10 protein-coding genes are annotated in these 15,590 nt (G+C 43.9%); 6 read left to right on the forward strand and 4 right to left on the reverse strand.

The features are described 5' to 3' along the window. The first annotated feature begins 273 nt into the window (after positions 1–273). The 5 genes from HW45_RS07900 to HW45_RS07920 all read left to right on the forward strand — a co-directional run bounded on the left by HW45_RS07900 (position 274) and on the right by HW45_RS07920 (position 7,742). The gene (locus HW45_RS07900) at positions 274–3,132 is read left to right on the forward strand and encodes a M16 family metallopeptidase (protein ID WP_051867903.1); all 2,859 of its coding nucleotides are present in this window, start codon (positions 274–276) and stop codon (positions 3,130–3,132) included. 281 nt (positions 3,133–3,413) lie between these two features. After that, the gene (locus HW45_RS07905) at positions 3,414–3,833 is read left to right on the forward strand and encodes an Hsp20 family protein (protein ID WP_031493751.1); all 420 of its coding nucleotides are present in this window, start codon (positions 3,414–3,416) and stop codon (positions 3,831–3,833) included. Positions 3,834–4,036: 203 nt separating this feature from the next. Next, the gene (gene dnaK / locus HW45_RS07910) at positions 4,037–5,932 is read left to right on the forward strand and encodes a molecular chaperone DnaK (protein WP_038226115.1); all 1,896 of its coding nucleotides are present in this window, start codon (positions 4,037–4,039) and stop codon (positions 5,930–5,932) included. Between the two features lie 142 nt (positions 5,933–6,074). Further along, complete coding sequence (locus HW45_RS07915; RefSeq protein WP_038226117.1) at positions 6,075–7,001, forward strand: DnaJ C-terminal domain-containing protein; 927 nt, start codon at positions 6,075–6,077, stop codon at positions 6,999–7,001. Between the two features lie 198 nt (positions 7,002–7,199). Further along, the gene (locus HW45_RS07920; RefSeq protein WP_235225474.1) at positions 7,200–7,742 is read left to right on the forward strand and encodes a glutathione peroxidase; all 543 of its coding nucleotides are present in this window, start codon (positions 7,200–7,202) and stop codon (positions 7,740–7,742) included. 70 nt (positions 7,743–7,812) lie between these two features. On the opposite strand, the gene gltS is transcribed toward HW45_RS07920, so the two are convergent. Further along, a complete protein-coding gene (gene gltS, locus HW45_RS07925) occupies positions 7,813–9,039 on the reverse strand; it encodes a sodium/glutamate symporter (RefSeq protein WP_038226120.1) in 1,227 nt (408 codons plus the stop codon). Between the two features lie 365 nt (positions 9,040–9,404). Continuing rightward, a complete protein-coding gene (locus HW45_RS07930; protein ID WP_006069331.1) occupies positions 9,405–10,679 on the reverse strand; it encodes a mechanosensitive ion channel family protein in 1,275 nt (424 codons plus the stop codon). Between the two features lie 224 nt (positions 10,680–10,903). On the opposite strand from HW45_RS07930, the gene pdxY reads away from it, so the two are divergent. Further along, complete coding sequence (pdxY, locus tag HW45_RS07935) at positions 10,904–11,761, forward strand: pyridoxal kinase PdxY (protein WP_006069330.1); 858 nt, start codon at positions 10,904–10,906, stop codon at positions 11,759–11,761. Between the two features lie 72 nt (positions 11,762–11,833). On the opposite strand, the gene HW45_RS07940 is transcribed toward pdxY, so the two are convergent. Continuing rightward, complete coding sequence (locus tag HW45_RS07940) at positions 11,834–14,281, reverse strand: molybdopterin guanine dinucleotide-containing S/N-oxide reductase (protein ID WP_038226121.1); 2,448 nt, start codon at positions 14,279–14,281, stop codon at positions 11,834–11,836. Positions 14,282–14,297: 16 nt separating this feature from the next. Then, entirely contained in the window at positions 14,298–15,392 is a 1,095-nt protein-coding gene (locus HW45_RS07945) for a NapC/NirT family cytochrome c (RefSeq protein WP_038227674.1), read from the reverse strand. Positions 15,393–15,590: the final 198 nt, after the last annotated feature.

Raw genomic sequence — 15,590 nt, forward strand, 5'->3', positions numbered from 1 at the left:
CGACTCTGTCGCCGGCTTGATGACGTCGTTAATAATCCTTTCCATAAGAGCAGAATTTTCTTATGCAATCCATACCATAGTGGGTAAAGATTTATCAAAAATTATGAAATAGGTGATTTGTCACATATGCCTCGCAACAATGTAATTGCGAAACACGCTACTACAGACTATTACAAAGACATTGGTTAGTTTTTAATACAATAAGAAACTATACACACTATCTGTGTATTGTTACGCCCAAGTGACAACACCAACTTTCAGGGAATTTTTGATATGGTTTTTCCTCAATTAGGTCGAGCTTATCTGATGAAATCATCAGTATTTATCGTTACCTTACTCCTTCTATCATTCTCATATGCAACCAATGCGCATGTTGAGACGCCGAATAATAAAGCAACCCTTTGGTTTGAACAGTCTGATTTGCCGTTGAATGAGAAATTGCATGTAAAAGTCTTAGACAATGGTATGCGGGTTGTCGTAATTCAGAACGTAAAACCGAAAAAAGCGATTTCGATTCGAATGCGAGTTGGTGCGGGATCGCTACAAGAAACTGGCAAACAACCGGGTCTTGCGCACTTTTTAGAGCATATGGCGTTTAACGGTTCTACTAATGTGCCTGAAGGCGACATGATTCAGATTCTAGAGCGACACGGACTGTCTTTTGGTAAGGACAGTAACGCAGAAACGAACTTTAAGCAGACGGTTTACATGTTAGATCTGCCAAAAAACGATAAAGAGACGCTATCGACGGCCTTGTTTTTGATGAGAGAAACGGCATCAGAATTAACACTAGATAAGGATGCTATTGCTCGTGAGTTACCCGTTATTTCTTCAGAAGTTCGCGAACGAACAACTTTAGATTTAAGAATACTTAAAGATTGGTCTAGCTATGTACTTCAAGGGGCGAATATTATCGATCGTATTCCACTTGGCACGTTAGAAGGAATGAAGGAAGTTAATCAATCGAGATTAAAAGCGTTCTACCATAACTATTACACGCCTAATCATACAACCCTAGTTATTGCCGGAGATGTTGACGTCCAATCTGTGTTCTCTATGGTAGAGAAACAATTTGCAAGCTGGGATAACAAAGGTCATGACATTGTTCCTTATAGCAAGCAAGTGATGTTTCCAACCACAGCCGAAGCAAGAGTGTTTAAAGATAGCAATGTGACGACACATGTTGAATTTAACTACTTAGAGCCTATAAATCGAGCGCCTGATTCTCGTGCCAAGCGAGTTGAAGAGTTCATGCTTTATGTAGCTAATCAGGCGCTTCAATACCGTCTAGAGACAACCGCTTTCGCAAGCCAAGGCGAACTGTTATCTCCCTATGTTGGCTCTTACAATCAGTTTGATGTTGTTACGAGTAATCAACTGAGTGTCGCGACAAAGTCGGACCAATGGCAGGCTGGGGTTAATATGCTGGAATCATCCCTAAGGCAGGCGGTTAAGTACGGGTTTTCTAAACAAGAAATTCAGCGCCAATTAGATAAATATCACACGTTATTAAAGCTGGATGCTGAAGCAACTAAAGATACGCTGAGTTCGAGCTACGCAGCAGGTGTCGTTAATGATATCAACAATAAAGCGGTATCAACGAGCAATGAATTTGCATTGTCATTATTCGAAAGTGATGTATTACCGAAAGATATTTCTGCGTATAGCCAAATATTCAACAAGCATTGGAGCGATAAGCATCCAAGAATTTATGTCATGGACAAACCCCAGTCCAAGGTTACGGCCCAGACGGTACTAGAGGCATACGAAGACAGTGAATCGACACAAGTTAAGCCATATGCAGAAGCAGAAAAAGTACAGTTTGCGTATCAGAACTTTGGGCAACCAGGGACAGCCAAGCTAATCGAGAAAACCGCCTTTGGAGATGTGACACGATATCGATTCGACAATGGCGTTTATCTCAATGTTAAACCAACTGAGTTTGAATCCAATGCGGTCTATATCAGTGTTCGAGTGGGCAAAGGCAAGCTTGATCTTGCAAAGAAAGATGCCCCATTAGCTACCTTGTTTGACTCTGCCTTCATCGCTGGTGGCTTGGAAGCTCATGATATTAACGATTTACGGTCAATTTTCTCAGGGCGACAAATTGGTGCCAGTTACTACCTGACTGATGATGCTATCGAAGGTCACTACCGAGTTCCACCACAAGATACTCTAGACCAACTAAAAGTGGCAGCGGCATTTTTGACACATCCTGGATACAGACTAAGCGGTCATGCTCTTGCCGTACAGAGCCTCAAGTCAGTTTATGACAGTTACCCGACAACTCCAGAGGGCGTATTAGGTTTTAATGTTGGCAAGGTGTTGTATCAATATGACCCTCGCTGGGAGTACCCGAAAGTGGAGGTAATCGACAAACTACCGTTAACCGCATTGAAGCAGTTTGTCGATCGCTCTGTTAATCAAGGTCCAATCGAAGTGTCTTTGCTGGGTAATATCACCCAACAACAGGCGGTGGATTATGTCGCTCAGACGTTTGGAGCATTAAATATCAAGGCACAAGACTTTGTTCCTAGACCAAGAGATGATATCCAGCTTAATGTGGGCGAGCATTACACGTTGTATCACCAAGGCGAACAGAACACGGCACTAGCATCGGGCTACTTCTCTTTGCCTGATGGACGCGATTATAAGCGAGTGGTTGGATTCGCGGTACTGCGTTCTATTTTGCAGCTGCGCGTCAACGATGCTATTCGAGAAAAGACGGGTAAGGCGTATTCACCATGGGTAGATTCGTCACAGTCACCACTGTACAAGGACTACGGTTATCTTAGTTTGAACAGCAATACCACAGTTGATAATGTCGATATCGTGTTTGATATCTATCGTAAGTTGATCAGAGACATCCAGGAAACGGGTGTATCGAATGATGAGCTTAAGCGTGCAGTGACGCCTATGATTGATGGTATTGAACAGAGCTACGAGAATAATGGTTTTTGGTTTGGTCTGATGTACAAAGCTTCAAGTTATCCCGAGAACCTTGCTAATGAGCAGACGTTTAAACAGTTAGTATCGGCGGTGACTGCGGCTGATGTTCAACAGTTAGCGAAACAAATCGTTCTGAAAGATATGATCACAGTTGCGGTACTGCCCAAAGAGAAAGAAGAATAAAAAAAACTAATATTAGTGTTGACAGGTTTGTCTCGGAAGCATATATTGATTACACGAACTGCCGAATGGAGTTCCTAAGTTGTCTACTTCGCCTATTTAGGGAAGTAAAGGCAACTGTAATCAAAGGACGTTGACGTTGCAATAGTCGATATCAACAAGCTCCTTGAACCTGTTAACACTTGGAACATATGTCTTAAGGCGCCATGAGGTGCAACAGAGTATGTCTCCGGTCTTGGTGAATCAAACATCAAGAACTATTGCTTATTTATGAGGATAGTATTATGCGTAATGTAGATTTTTCTCCCCTATACCGTCATGCCATTGGTTTTGATCGCCTATTCAACCTAGCGGAAAATAGCGCGAAAAAGCCATCTTCTAATGGATACCCTCCATACAATATCGAACAGAAAGACGAAAATAACTATCGTATAACGATGGCTGTTGCAGGCTTTTCTGAAGATGCACTAACTCTTACTCAGAACGAAAATATGCTTATCGTTTCTGGTGAAGTTAAGTCTGTAGAAACCAAACCAAACTACGTTTATCAAGGCATCGCAGAGCGTAACTTTGAACGTAAGTTCCAACTTGCTGACTACGTAACCGTTAAGGCCGCAAGCATGGAAAATGGTTTATTGCACGTTGATCTTGTTCGTGAAGTTCCAGAAGCAATGCAGCCACGTAAAATCTCAATCAACAAATAATCATTGAGAAGTGAAATGTGATAAGGCGATTTTAGAATTCGATTTGAAATTGGATCTCACTAGCCTTATCTAAAAAGTATTGCTGCCTACACATGCAGTGTAGCGACATCTAGAGTGCAAGAGTGAAATACTTGCACTCAAATAAAGAATAGAATTACATACTTTGCATTAGAAAAAATAATGCGAAGAGGAGAGGTATTATTATGAGTAAAATTATTGGTATTGATTTAGGTACAACAAATTCATGTGTTGCAGTGCTCGATGGCGACAAACCACGCGTAATCGAAAATGCTGAAGGTGAGCGCACAACCGCATCGGTTATCGCTTATACAGACGGCGAAACGCTTGTAGGTCAACCTGCAAAACGTCAAGCAGTTACAAACCCAGAGAACACGCTATTTGCTATTAAGCGTCTAATCGGTCGTCGTTTTGAAGACGAAGAAGTTCAGCGTGATATCGAAATCATGCCTTACAAAATCGTTAAGGCGGACAACGGTGATGCGTGGGTAGAAGCAAAAGGCCAACAAATGGCGGCTCCTCAAGTATCTGCTGAAGTACTTAAGAAAATGAAGAAAACTGCGGAAGATTTCCTTGGTGAGGAAGTAACTGGCGCTGTTATCACAGTTCCTGCTTACTTTAACGATGCACAGCGTCAAGCAACTAAAGATGCTGGTCGTATCGCAGGTCTAGAAGTTAAACGTATCATCAATGAACCAACAGCAGCAGCACTTGCTTACGGTCTAGACAAGAAAGGTGGTGACCGCACCGTCGCTGTGTATGACCTTGGTGGTGGTACATTCGATATCTCTATCATTGAGATTGATGAAGTCGAAGGCGAGCAAACCTTTGAAGTTCTTGCAACTAATGGTGACACACACCTTGGTGGTGAAGACTTTGACAACCGTCTAATCAACTATTTGGTTGATGAGTTTAAGAAAGAGCAAGGTATTGATCTTAAAAACGATCCACTAGCAATGCAGCGTGTTAAAGAAGCAGCAGAAAAAGCGAAGATCGAGCTTTCTTCTACTTCTCAAACTGATGTGAACCTACCGTATGTAACAGCTGACGCAACGGGTCCTAAGCACATGAACGTAAAAGTGACTCGTGCGAAACTAGAATCTCTAGTTGAAGATCTCGTGATGCGTTCAATTGAGCCATTGAAAACCGCACTTGCGGATGCCGAGTTAACTGTTGGTGATATCAACGATATCATTCTTGTTGGTGGCCAAACGCGTATGCCTATGGTTCAAGCGAAAGTGGCTGAGTTCTTCGGTAAAGAAGCTCGCCGTGACGTGAACCCAGATGAAGCAGTAGCAATGGGTGCTGCAGTTCAAGGTGGTGTACTAGCTGGTGATGTTAAAGACGTACTTCTACTAGACGTTACTCCTTTGTCTCTAGGTATCGAGACTATGGGCGGCGTCATGACGAAGCTTGTTGAGAAAAACACGACGATTCCAACTAAAGCGAATCAAGTATTCTCAACCGCAGAAGATAACCAAAGTGCGGTGACTATTCACGTTGTTCAAGGTGAGCGTAAGCAAGCGATGTACAACAAGTCTCTAGGTCAATTCAACCTAGAGGGTATTCAGCCTGCGCCACGTGGATTGCCACAGATTGAAGTGACGTTCGATATTGATGCCAATGGTATCTTGAATGTTTCTGCGAAAGATAAATCGACTGGCAAAGAGCAGAAGATCACTATCCAAGCTTCAGGTGGCCTGAGCGATGCAGACATTGAGAAAATGGTTCAAGAAGCAGAAGCTAACAAAGAAGCGGACAAGAAGTTCGAAGAGCTAGCAACGGCACGTAACCAAGCTGACCAAGTGATTCATAGTACTCGTAAGCAAGTAGAAGAAGCTGGTGAAGCGCTACCTGCAGAAGAGAAAGAGAAGATCGAAGCAGCGATCACTGAGCTTGAAGAAGCTCGCAACGGTGAAGACAAAGAAGCGATCGACGCGAAAGTACAAGCGCTAATGGCTGCAGCTCAAAAGCTAATGGAAATCGCTCAACAGAAAGCTCAAGCGGCAAATGGTGAGGCTCAAGCTAAATCAAATGTTGATGACGATGTGGTTGAAGCTGACTTCGAAGAAGTGAAGTAACGCCACCGACAGATAATTGTTTTCGAGCAATTAAAAGTTGAGTTATGTTCATAAATACATAAACTTATCGGTATTCAGGGCGTAAGAGGGAACTCATACGCCCTTTTTTCCGTTTGAGTGAGAAATTGAGTGAGGTTTTAGCATGTCAAAACGAGATTATTACAGCGTGCTAGGTGTCTCCAAGGGAGCCTCAGAGAAAGATATTAAAAAAGCCTACAAGAAGTTGGCGATGAAATATCACCCCGATAAAAATCCCGGAGATGCGACGGCAGAAGCGAATTTCAAAGAAGTAAAAGAAGCTTATGAAATTCTAACGGACAAAGAAAAACGTAGTCAGTACGACCAATTTGGTCATGCGGCATTCGAAGGTGGTGGCTTTGGTGGACATGGCGGTCACGGTGGTCATGGCGGCGGTGGGTTCGAAGACATCTTCGGTGACGCATTCCGTCAACGAGGTGGCGGTTTTGGCGGAGGTAGCTTCGGTGGCGGCGGCTTTGGTGGCTTTGAGGATATCTTCTCACAAGCTCGAGGTGGTCGTGGGCGCCCGCGCGCGCAAAAAGGCCAAGACCAAGAATATACCCTGACGGTCGACTTTATTGATGCGGTTCAAGGGGCTGAAAAAACGGTCGAATTGCCAATCAATGGAGAACAGAAAAAGATCAACGTAAAGATCCCTGCCGGTATCAAAGATGGCGAAAAGATTCGCTACTCAGGTAAAGGTGGATTAGGTGTCAATGGGGGGCCTGCGGGTGATTTACTGCTCGTTATTGCAACCAGGTCACATGCGTTTTTAGATCGCGATGGAAATGATCTTATCTGCAATACCAAGGTTGATATGGTCACTGCTGCATTGGGCGGTGAAGTAGAAGTGAATGTGCTAGACAGTCGCTTTAAGCTTAAAATCCCTGCGGGTACGCAAACTGGGCGCAAGTTCAAGATGACTGGCAAAGGCATAACAAACCGTAAAGGTGAAACGGGCGATCTATTGGTGAAGATTCAAGTTGAAACACCAACCAATCTGACTGATGCACAGCGTGAGTTGTTAGAACAATTCAGAGCAACGCTTTAGTCTTTTAAAGTGAAATGAACTAAGCCCGCCTTAAGGTTAGCGCATTACAGTGTAACGTATTGGAATTCAGCCACTTTATGTGGCTGAATTTTTATGCATCAAATAAGTGATTATTTCAATTCTTGAGCATCGTCGCCGATGAACTATTCTTACTCTTACCCGTAAACAAATCATTGTCTAAGGGAGGTGAGTATGAGCATGGTTTTAAAAGCATTAGTGATAGGGTTACTTTTTGGCTTGCTAGCGAAAGAGACATTGGCAGCCTCTTGTCCTACGATACTCAATTCAACTCAAAGAGCCTTAAACTCGACGGATGATATCAATCTTTGTGAGCAGTTTCAGGGCAAAGTACTTTTGGTGGTTAATACAGCGAGTCAATGTGGCTTTACCGGACAGTTTGAGCAATTAGAACAGCTTCATAACCAATTTAAGGACCAGGGCTTTAGTGTCGTTGGTTTCCCATCGAACGACTTCAACCAAGATCGTGGCAGCGAAGAGAATACCGCGAAAGTCTGCTTTCTCGATTTTGGCGTCACATTTCCAATGATGGCGCGCAGTTCAGTGAAAGGACAGCAAGCCAACCCGGTGTTTTCCGAAATAGCTAAGCAGAGCGGGGTTTCCCCAAAGTGGAATTTCTACAAATATCTTATCGACAAAAATGGTGCGGTGGTTGGTGTATTCTCTTCAGGTATTTCCCCTACTGATGCCAAAATCACTGAAATGATAGAAAAACAGTTGTAGACAGTTCGACATAGAAGAGACCCAAGAGCCTGAGATGATTATCCAAGCTCTGGGCCTATCGTGAGCGGAATCAACCAATAAAGAAGATGTAGCTTTGAATGATAATTAGGTTGGTTAAGTCGATAAAGAAAGCGCCTACAATAGGTACGACCATGAAAGCCATTGGTGATGGCCCAAAACGGCTTACTGTTGAGCCCATATTCATCACGGCAGTCGGTGTAGCTCCCATCCCAAAACCGCAATGTCCACTGGCGATAACTGCAGCATCATAGTTCTTTCCCATCACTCGAAACGTCACGAAATACGCAAATAATGCCATTACGATAGTTTGAACCGTGAGAATTATCAGGAACGGTACCGCGAGATTGTATATCTCCCAAAGCTGTAAACTCATCAGGGCCATCGACAAGAAGAAGTTGAGAGAAGTCGTTCCTAATATATGAACCGTTTCCATATTGATACGTTTAATCCCTGTTGCCTCAAATAGATTGGTGATGATGACCCCAATAAAGAGTGCGTAGACAAAGTCAGGGATCATAAGCCACCGAATGCCAAGCGACTTAATCATTGGTCCGAGGGTTTTAGCACCTACGACGCAAATCATAAGCAGACCAATCACTTCAACGATACTTTTAGAGGTGACTTTGTCTTGCTGAGCCTCGTCGTATGTCATAAGTTCTGGGTGTGAGGCGTGAATATCATGCTTTACGCCAAACTCTGAACTTAGCTTGTTCTTGGTTGCTAGTCGGTTCCCAACTGGGCCACCGATGATGCCACCTATGATAAGACCAAATGTGGCGGAAGCCATAGCAAGCTCAAGTGTATTCTGAATGCCATATTGTTCGGTAAACGTGCCCGCCCATGCTGCCCCAGTGCCATGCCCACCAGAAAGCGTGATTGAACCAGCGATTAATCCCATAAGTGGATTCAAGCCAAGCGCTGATGCTAGCGCTACGCCTACACCATTTTGAATAATGATGTAGACCGTTGCGACAAACAGAAACAAAAAGACTTTAAAACCACCTTTAGCAAGCTGTTTGTAACTAGCTGTCAAACCTACGGTGCTGAAAAACAACATCATAAAGGTATCTTTTAACGGCAGTGAAAATTCAATCGCGATACCTCTTAGGTGTGGAACCGTAATTAAGATAGCGGCAATAAGGCCGCCTATGATTGGCTCTGGAATATTGTATTTGTCGAGAAAGGCGACTCTTTTTTTAAGAAAGTTACCGACAAACAGGACAATAATCGCGATCAAAAACGACTGTAGTGGATCAATGGTAATAGTGTTGTGCATAGTTAACTTCGATTGTCTATACCATCCTTGAGGCTGAGAATGTAACGACGGCTTTCGTCCTGTAGCGTCGTCTTATAATGTGATTGGGCAAACTATGACGCTAAAAAAGTCGAATCTAATTGTATTCAACTTGGCAACCTACGAGTAAGCAACGTCTCAAAAGGCAGGTGTTTACTACCAATACTATTGTTGGAAGGGAAGCATAACAGGCGTGATTAGTGCCGAAATAATGAGCTAGTTACCAATCGATAAACAATATATTTAGATAGAAAATTTAATGGCTTATATGCGAAATAATATGGGATTTATAAAAGTTTTATCGGCTGATGCTGAGGCGTGTTACGCCTCAGGCCAGAGAATTGAAGTTAGATTTTTGAAGAGTGTGAGCTATTACTGGCAGTGAAATCATGGCTAGTAAGCTGTTGAAATGGTCGCAGTCCGAATAGTGGCATGATGGCATAGATATGATCGAAAAGATCAGATTGAATGCCTTCATAGAGTCCCCAATCGGTAGTGTTAGTGAAACCGTAGATCTGTAGCGGTATCCCTTCTGGTGTTGGTTGAAGTTGTCTGACCATAATCAACATATATTGATGAATGTCTTTGTTCGCGTGCAAGTAGGCATTCAAATAAGCTCTAAACAGTCCGATGTTGGTGAACTTGCGTTGATTCGCTTCTAGGTCATCTTGCTCCAAGCTCTGATTGTAGTCGTCCATCTCTTTAGACTTCTCAAAAATATACTGTCTCAATAAACGAAGTTTGGTAAGTTCTTCAACTTCTTCTTTGGAAACAAACCGAATCGAGGTTACATCTAAATTGACTGAGCGAGTAATTCTACGCCCTCCAGAATCAGACATCCCTTGCCAGTTAATGAAAGCATTTTGCACTAATGCATAGGCAGGAAGCATGCTGACGGTATTATCGAAGTTGCGAACCTTAATGGTAGTGAGCGAGATCTCTTCTACTGTACCGTTGGCGCCATAAGAGTCCATTTGTATCCAGTCATTGAGGCTCACCATTCTGTTAGCTGAAAGCTGAATACCGGCTACAAACCCCAATATAGTGTCTTTGAAGACCAGCATGACAAAACCAGTCGCCACCCCAAGCCCTGAGAACAAGATTACGGGCGCTTCATTGGCCAATATTGAAATAGTAACAATGACGCCAATAAAGAAGGTAAACAGCTTAATCAGTTGGACAAAACTCTTTATAGGCATGCGACGCGTGATGCCTTTGTAAGTTGCCAGATCGTTCACCGCATCTAAGAAGCAATACACCATCCAGAGAATCACAAGCAAAATCAAAATGGCTAAGATTCGATCAATCACTGTCGATAGAATGTCATAGTGACTGATGGCAATGGGTATGAATATGTTTAGTACTAACAGTGGTGTAAGAATAGAGAGTTTTTCGAATACACGATTATTAGTGACGCATTCCGCCAGAGGCTTATTGGTTTTGAGCAGAATATGATTAAAGAAACGTACAAACACATGATGGGCAACCATAAAACATATCAGCGCAATGGCTAAGCTTATAACGATTAACACGAGTGTCATCGTTCCGCCATCGAGCTCGCCTGTCGACATATAGATGTTTAATTTATCTGCAACAAAGTCGCGAAAGTGGTGTTCAATCAAACTAAAGTCCTTGGTTTTTAATATTGTTAGACCGTTTTTGGAGCAATTCTATGTAAAAAGCGTAGACGAAGAAACAAGTGTACGCTTTTGTTTCCAATACAGTTTAAAGAAACTTATGAATATCTGATAAGAAATTTATTACCTTTCTCTTGTTTGCTGACAAGATGGCGCTCATATTGAAAATACAATGAATTAAATCAGAACAATAATGTGCAGGAGTTCCAATGAAAGGTGTTATCTCTATTCAATCGCATGTGGTTTACGGTCACGCAGGCAACAGCTCTGCGGTTTTTCCACTTCAGAGAATGGGTTTTGAAGTTTGGCCAATTCACACCGTGCAGTTTTCAAACCACACTCAGTATCAACAAGGTTGGACAGGGAAAGCATTTTCGGCAGAAGACATTTCAGAGCTTATCGCTGGTATCGACAATATTGGTCAGCTAAAGGACTGCAATGCGGTGTTGTCTGGTTACCAAGGTAGTGCAGAGCAGTGTCTTGCAGTTAAGGATGCCGTCACTAAAGTGAAGCAGCGAAACCCGGATGCTATTTATGTCTGTGACCCAGTGATGGGTGACCCGGAGAAAGGTTGTATTGTCCCTCAAGGAACCACCGAGTATTTAGTTAATGACGTTATGCCAATGGCAGACGTTATCGTTCCTAATCAGTTTGAACTCAGCCAGTTCACCCAGATGGATATTGAATCATTAGAAGATGCCGTAGCGGCGTGCCAGAAAGCACTGACATTGGGACCTAAGATGGTACTGGTGAAGCACCTACATAGTATTTCTAACGATAAATTTACCATGATGTTGGCAACGCAAGAAGGCTGCTTTATTGCTCAACGTCCACATCTGACATTTACAAAACAACCGGTTGGTGTTGGTGATTTGATCTCGGCGTTATTCACAGCTGGATTATTAAAGGGCTGGACGGCCGAGCAAGCTTTTGCTCACGCGAATAATGCCAGCTATGCCATTTTAAAAGAGACGCAAAACCGTCAAGAATGGGAACTACAAACTATTGCAGCTCAGGAAGAGATCGTGGCGCCTGAAGAGCAGTTTACGATTGTTCAGGTTAAATAACGACTGACGTGATATTTATACAATGAAAAAACGGGAAACCTTTAGGTTTCCCGTTTTGCTTACCGAATTACATTACGCATTCTTTGGCGGAGTGAATGCCATTAATCCCGGTACTTTGCCAGTGTACTTCTCGATACGGACTAATGAAGAGTTCGCTGCACATCCGTTAGCAAGACGTGAAGTTGGAATATCGCTAGTCAGCACGTTCGCACCACCATTTCGGCACATGCCAGTTTCAGGATCAAGGTCAGGCCAGCCACCCTCATGGATACAAACAGAACCTTGTTTGATGCCATCGGTAACCAGCGCTCCAACTAGTACTTGGCCACGGTCATTATATGCACGAACCAGGTCGCCAGACTTGATACCATACTTCTTGGCATCTTCAGTGTTAATTGAAATCGGCTCGCGGTTAGCGATTGCATACTCTTCACGAAGCTTGGCGTAGTTAAATTGACTGTGTAGGCGGTGAGCTGCGTGCGCTGTCATTAGCTGTAGCTCGCCATCTTTAGCTGAGCCGAAGAACTCGGTTGGTTCCATCCAAGTAGGGTGCGCTGGGCAATCTTCGTAGCCATAGCCTTCAATGGTTTTCGAATAGATCTCAATTTTGCCACTTGGCGTGCCAAGCGGGTTCATCACTGGATCTTTTCTAAAGTCAGCGTGGCGAACAAAGCCAGCCACTTTCTTATTGAACTTCATTTCGATCAGTTCATTAGTATCCCAGAACTTACCAAAGTTAGGCATACGAACGCGTGCAGCACGACCACCTTTTTGAGCCGCTTCATAGAAACCTTTTAGCCAATCCATTTCAGATTTGCCTTCGGTGTAGACATCGCGACCACCTGCTTTGATAAGCTCAGACATATCAGCAAACACGTCGAAGTCATTACGCGCTTCACCTTGAGGTTCAACGACTTTTTTCATTGGTACGAGATGCTGGTTACTGTAGTCACCCGTCATCGTCATATCATTACGCTCGAATGAGGTGGTGATAGGCAGTACGATGTCAGCGTGTTTAGCGGCTGCGGTCCAGTAGATCTCAGAGATAACAATGAGCTCAGGTTTTTGCCACGCTTTGATCAAACGGTTGGTATCTTGATGGTGGGTAAAGTTTGCACCGCCAGCCCACCAGATCATCTTAATGTCCGGGAAGGCTTTTTCATGACCGTTGTGTTGGTAAGCTTTTCCTGGGTTTTCTAGAGCTTCAACAATTCGAGCAACTGGGAATGAATTCACAGCGCCTGAAATGGCCCAGTCATTACCTGCAGACGAACCACCACCAATAGAAGCAGAAATTGCAGGTAGAACGCCAGCGTCACGTGTAGGGTTACCACCGTTTGAGTAATGGTAAGAGAAACCGAAGCCACCGCCAGGAAGACCAATTTGACCTAGCATTGCCGCCAATGTAGCAATCATCCAGTGACGCTGCTCACCAAATTGTTGACGTTGAATACCCCAGCCAGCCATAAGCATGGTGCGATTGTCGCTGAAGATGTCAGCAAGTAGCTCAATTTGTTTAGCTGGAACACCTGTGATGTCCGCTGCCCACTCTGAAGTTTTCTCTACACCGTCTTCTTTGCCTAACAAGTAAGCTTCGAATTGGTCATAACCAGTGGTGTACTTATCTAGGAAGGCTTTATCGTGCTTACCTTTCTTAACCAAGGTGTGTGCGATACCCATGAGCATAGCAACGTCGGTCATTGGGCGAGGCGCGATCCATTGGATTTTGTTCTCAAAGAAATCAATGGTTTCGGAGCGCATTGGGTCGATAGCGATAATGGTTTTGCCTGACTTCTTAAGCTGGTGGAAGAATTCCAAACCTGAGCAGTCCGTTGAACTCCACGCGATCTTAAGGGTGTTCAGCGGGTTCATACCCCAAAGCACAACGACGTCACTGTTTTCTAGCACCATTGGGTGTGTAGTTTGCTGCTCATACACCTCAATCGAGCCCATAACGTGAGGCATGATAACTTGCGCGGCACCAGTAGAGTAATCACCTAGGTGACCTGAGTAGCCACCTGCCAAACTCATATAACGTTGTAGTAGAGTTTGCGCTTTGTGAAGCACACCAGATGAACGCCAACCGTACGAACCAGCAAATACCGATTCTGCGCCATTAGCTTTACGGATTCGCATATGCTGCTCGTGAATCAGCTTGTAGGCATCGTCCCATGACACGCGAACATACTCGTCTTTGCCACGTTCGCCTGCTGGTGCTTCAGGGTTTTCGAGATACCCCTTGCGCACCATTGGATATTTGATACGAGCTTTAGTGTATACCTGATCTGGACCTGTAGTTTGCAAGCTATTTGGTACCGTTTGAGCAAGCGCATTCTTAGTGGAAATCAGCTTTCCATCAACCACTTCACAAAGCATCGGTCCCATGCGGCCTGCGGTTAGAACACCTGAGCCTCGTTTTGATGCTGCTGAAACGGATAGGGGAGTCAAGGAAGTAAAAGCGAGCGCACCTGCTGCCATACTTGAACCTTTGAGGAATCCACGACGTGTAATATCTGTCATAACGCTTTCCTTATTTTTAGTGACCAGCCACGTCTTTTGCGTGGTTTTGGAAGAACTTAGTGAGAATTTCTAAATCAAGAGCTGAGATATCGGTGCGATCACCCATACCTTTTGCAACCGGTCCCCATGCATTGACCGTAAAGTGGTTCGCTGGGATTTTTGCGTGGCAAGTCGAGCAGTAAACATTGTCTAGCTCTTCGGCATAGCCCCACAATGCATCCGGACTGCCTAATACTGGTTCAGTAATGTCGGTGGTGAGGGTGGCAGTGCGCCATTCATTTCCATACTCGTCTGCTTCGAACTCGCCAACGTTCAGTGCTTGTTGACCCGCGTCTGAAAGTGTTGCGATGATGTTTCGCTGCCCTTTGCCCATATATAGGACTTGTTCTGCCCCTTTCATTTGGTAGCCTGACAGCGCCACTGTGCGAGTAGTGTCAGTGTGTTTAACCACGGACATTTCTACAGCAGGATTGATGGTGCCGAGTTCTTGCAGAGCTATAGGCCCTACGGAGTAAACCGTCGTTGCATCTGCTGATGTGTTATCCGTTTGCGCAACGACACGGTTATAAGCTTCGGTATCAAGCTCCGGTTCAGGCGCGAAGTGAGCGACGCCCTTGTGGCAGTCAATACATGTTTGATTGTTAGCAATACCGTACTCGTGCATTTTTGCGGCATCTTCAGATTGCTCGTAGGTATCCATTGCATCAAATGAGTGACATGAGCGACAGGTGGCTGAGTCATTCGCACGCAATTGCGCCCAAACAGTTTCTGCCATCTCCATACGATGTGCTTCATATTTATCTTCATCATCAATTTTGCCGGTTACAAACTCGTGATAGATATCTTTTGAAGCACGGATTTTAGTGATGACGTAATCGAGTGGGTCACTTGGTATATGGCAGTCTGAACATTCTGCGCGAATACCTTTTGCGTTCGTAAAGTGGATGGAGCCTTGATATTCCTCATAAGGGATCTGCATCGTATGGCAGGAAAGACAAAATTCGGTGCTGGATGTTTTGTGCATAATTGCAGCAGTGCCGCCAAAACTCAGCCAACCAATTAATATTCCCACACAGGTAATGAGCAAAATATATCGTTTTTTTAAATTCATAAGCATTTATTAATAAATGTGTCATTTCGTGATTATTTATAACGCTACTCCTTTAGTAGTATGTTTGGTTTTGATTTGAATCATAGATAAGCGCACTAATCTTGTGGGTGTTTATAACTGTGCTAAAGCTCACTTTTCTCTGTCGGAATTAGAGTACAAAAAAAGGACACCATATGGTGTCCTTGAGAAGATGTACCT

This window comes from Vibrio sp. ER1A (assembly GCF_000733315.1).
Lineage (GTDB): Bacteria > Pseudomonadota > Gammaproteobacteria > Enterobacterales > Vibrionaceae > Vibrio > Vibrio mediterranei.

Coding starts and splice junctions, on each gene's coding strand:
- HW45_RS07900 (WP_051867903.1), top strand. CDS start 274: ATGGTTTTTCCTCAATTAGGTCGAGCTTATCTGATGAAATCATCAGTA.
- HW45_RS07905 (WP_031493751.1), top strand. CDS start 3,414: ATGCGTAATGTAGATTTTTCTCCCCTATACCGTCATGCCATTGGTTTT.
- dnaK (WP_038226115.1), top strand. CDS start 4,037: ATGAGTAAAATTATTGGTATTGATTTAGGTACAACAAATTCATGTGTT.
- HW45_RS07915 (WP_038226117.1), top strand. CDS start 6,075: ATGTCAAAACGAGATTATTACAGCGTGCTAGGTGTCTCCAAGGGAGCC.
- HW45_RS07920 (WP_235225474.1), top strand. CDS start 7,200: ATGGTTTTAAAAGCATTAGTGATAGGGTTACTTTTTGGCTTGCTAGCG.
- gltS (WP_038226120.1), bottom strand. CDS start 9,039: ATGCACAACACTATTACCATTGATCCACTACAGTCGTTTTTGATCGCG.
- pdxY (WP_006069330.1), top strand. CDS start 10,904: ATGAAAGGTGTTATCTCTATTCAATCGCATGTGGTTTACGGTCACGCA.
- HW45_RS07940 (WP_038226121.1), bottom strand. CDS start 14,281: ATGACAGATATTACACGTCGTGGATTCCTCAAAGGTTCAAGTATGGCA.
- HW45_RS07945 (WP_038227674.1), bottom strand. CDS start 15,392: ATGAATTTAAAAAAACGATATATTTTGCTCATTACCTGTGTGGGAATA.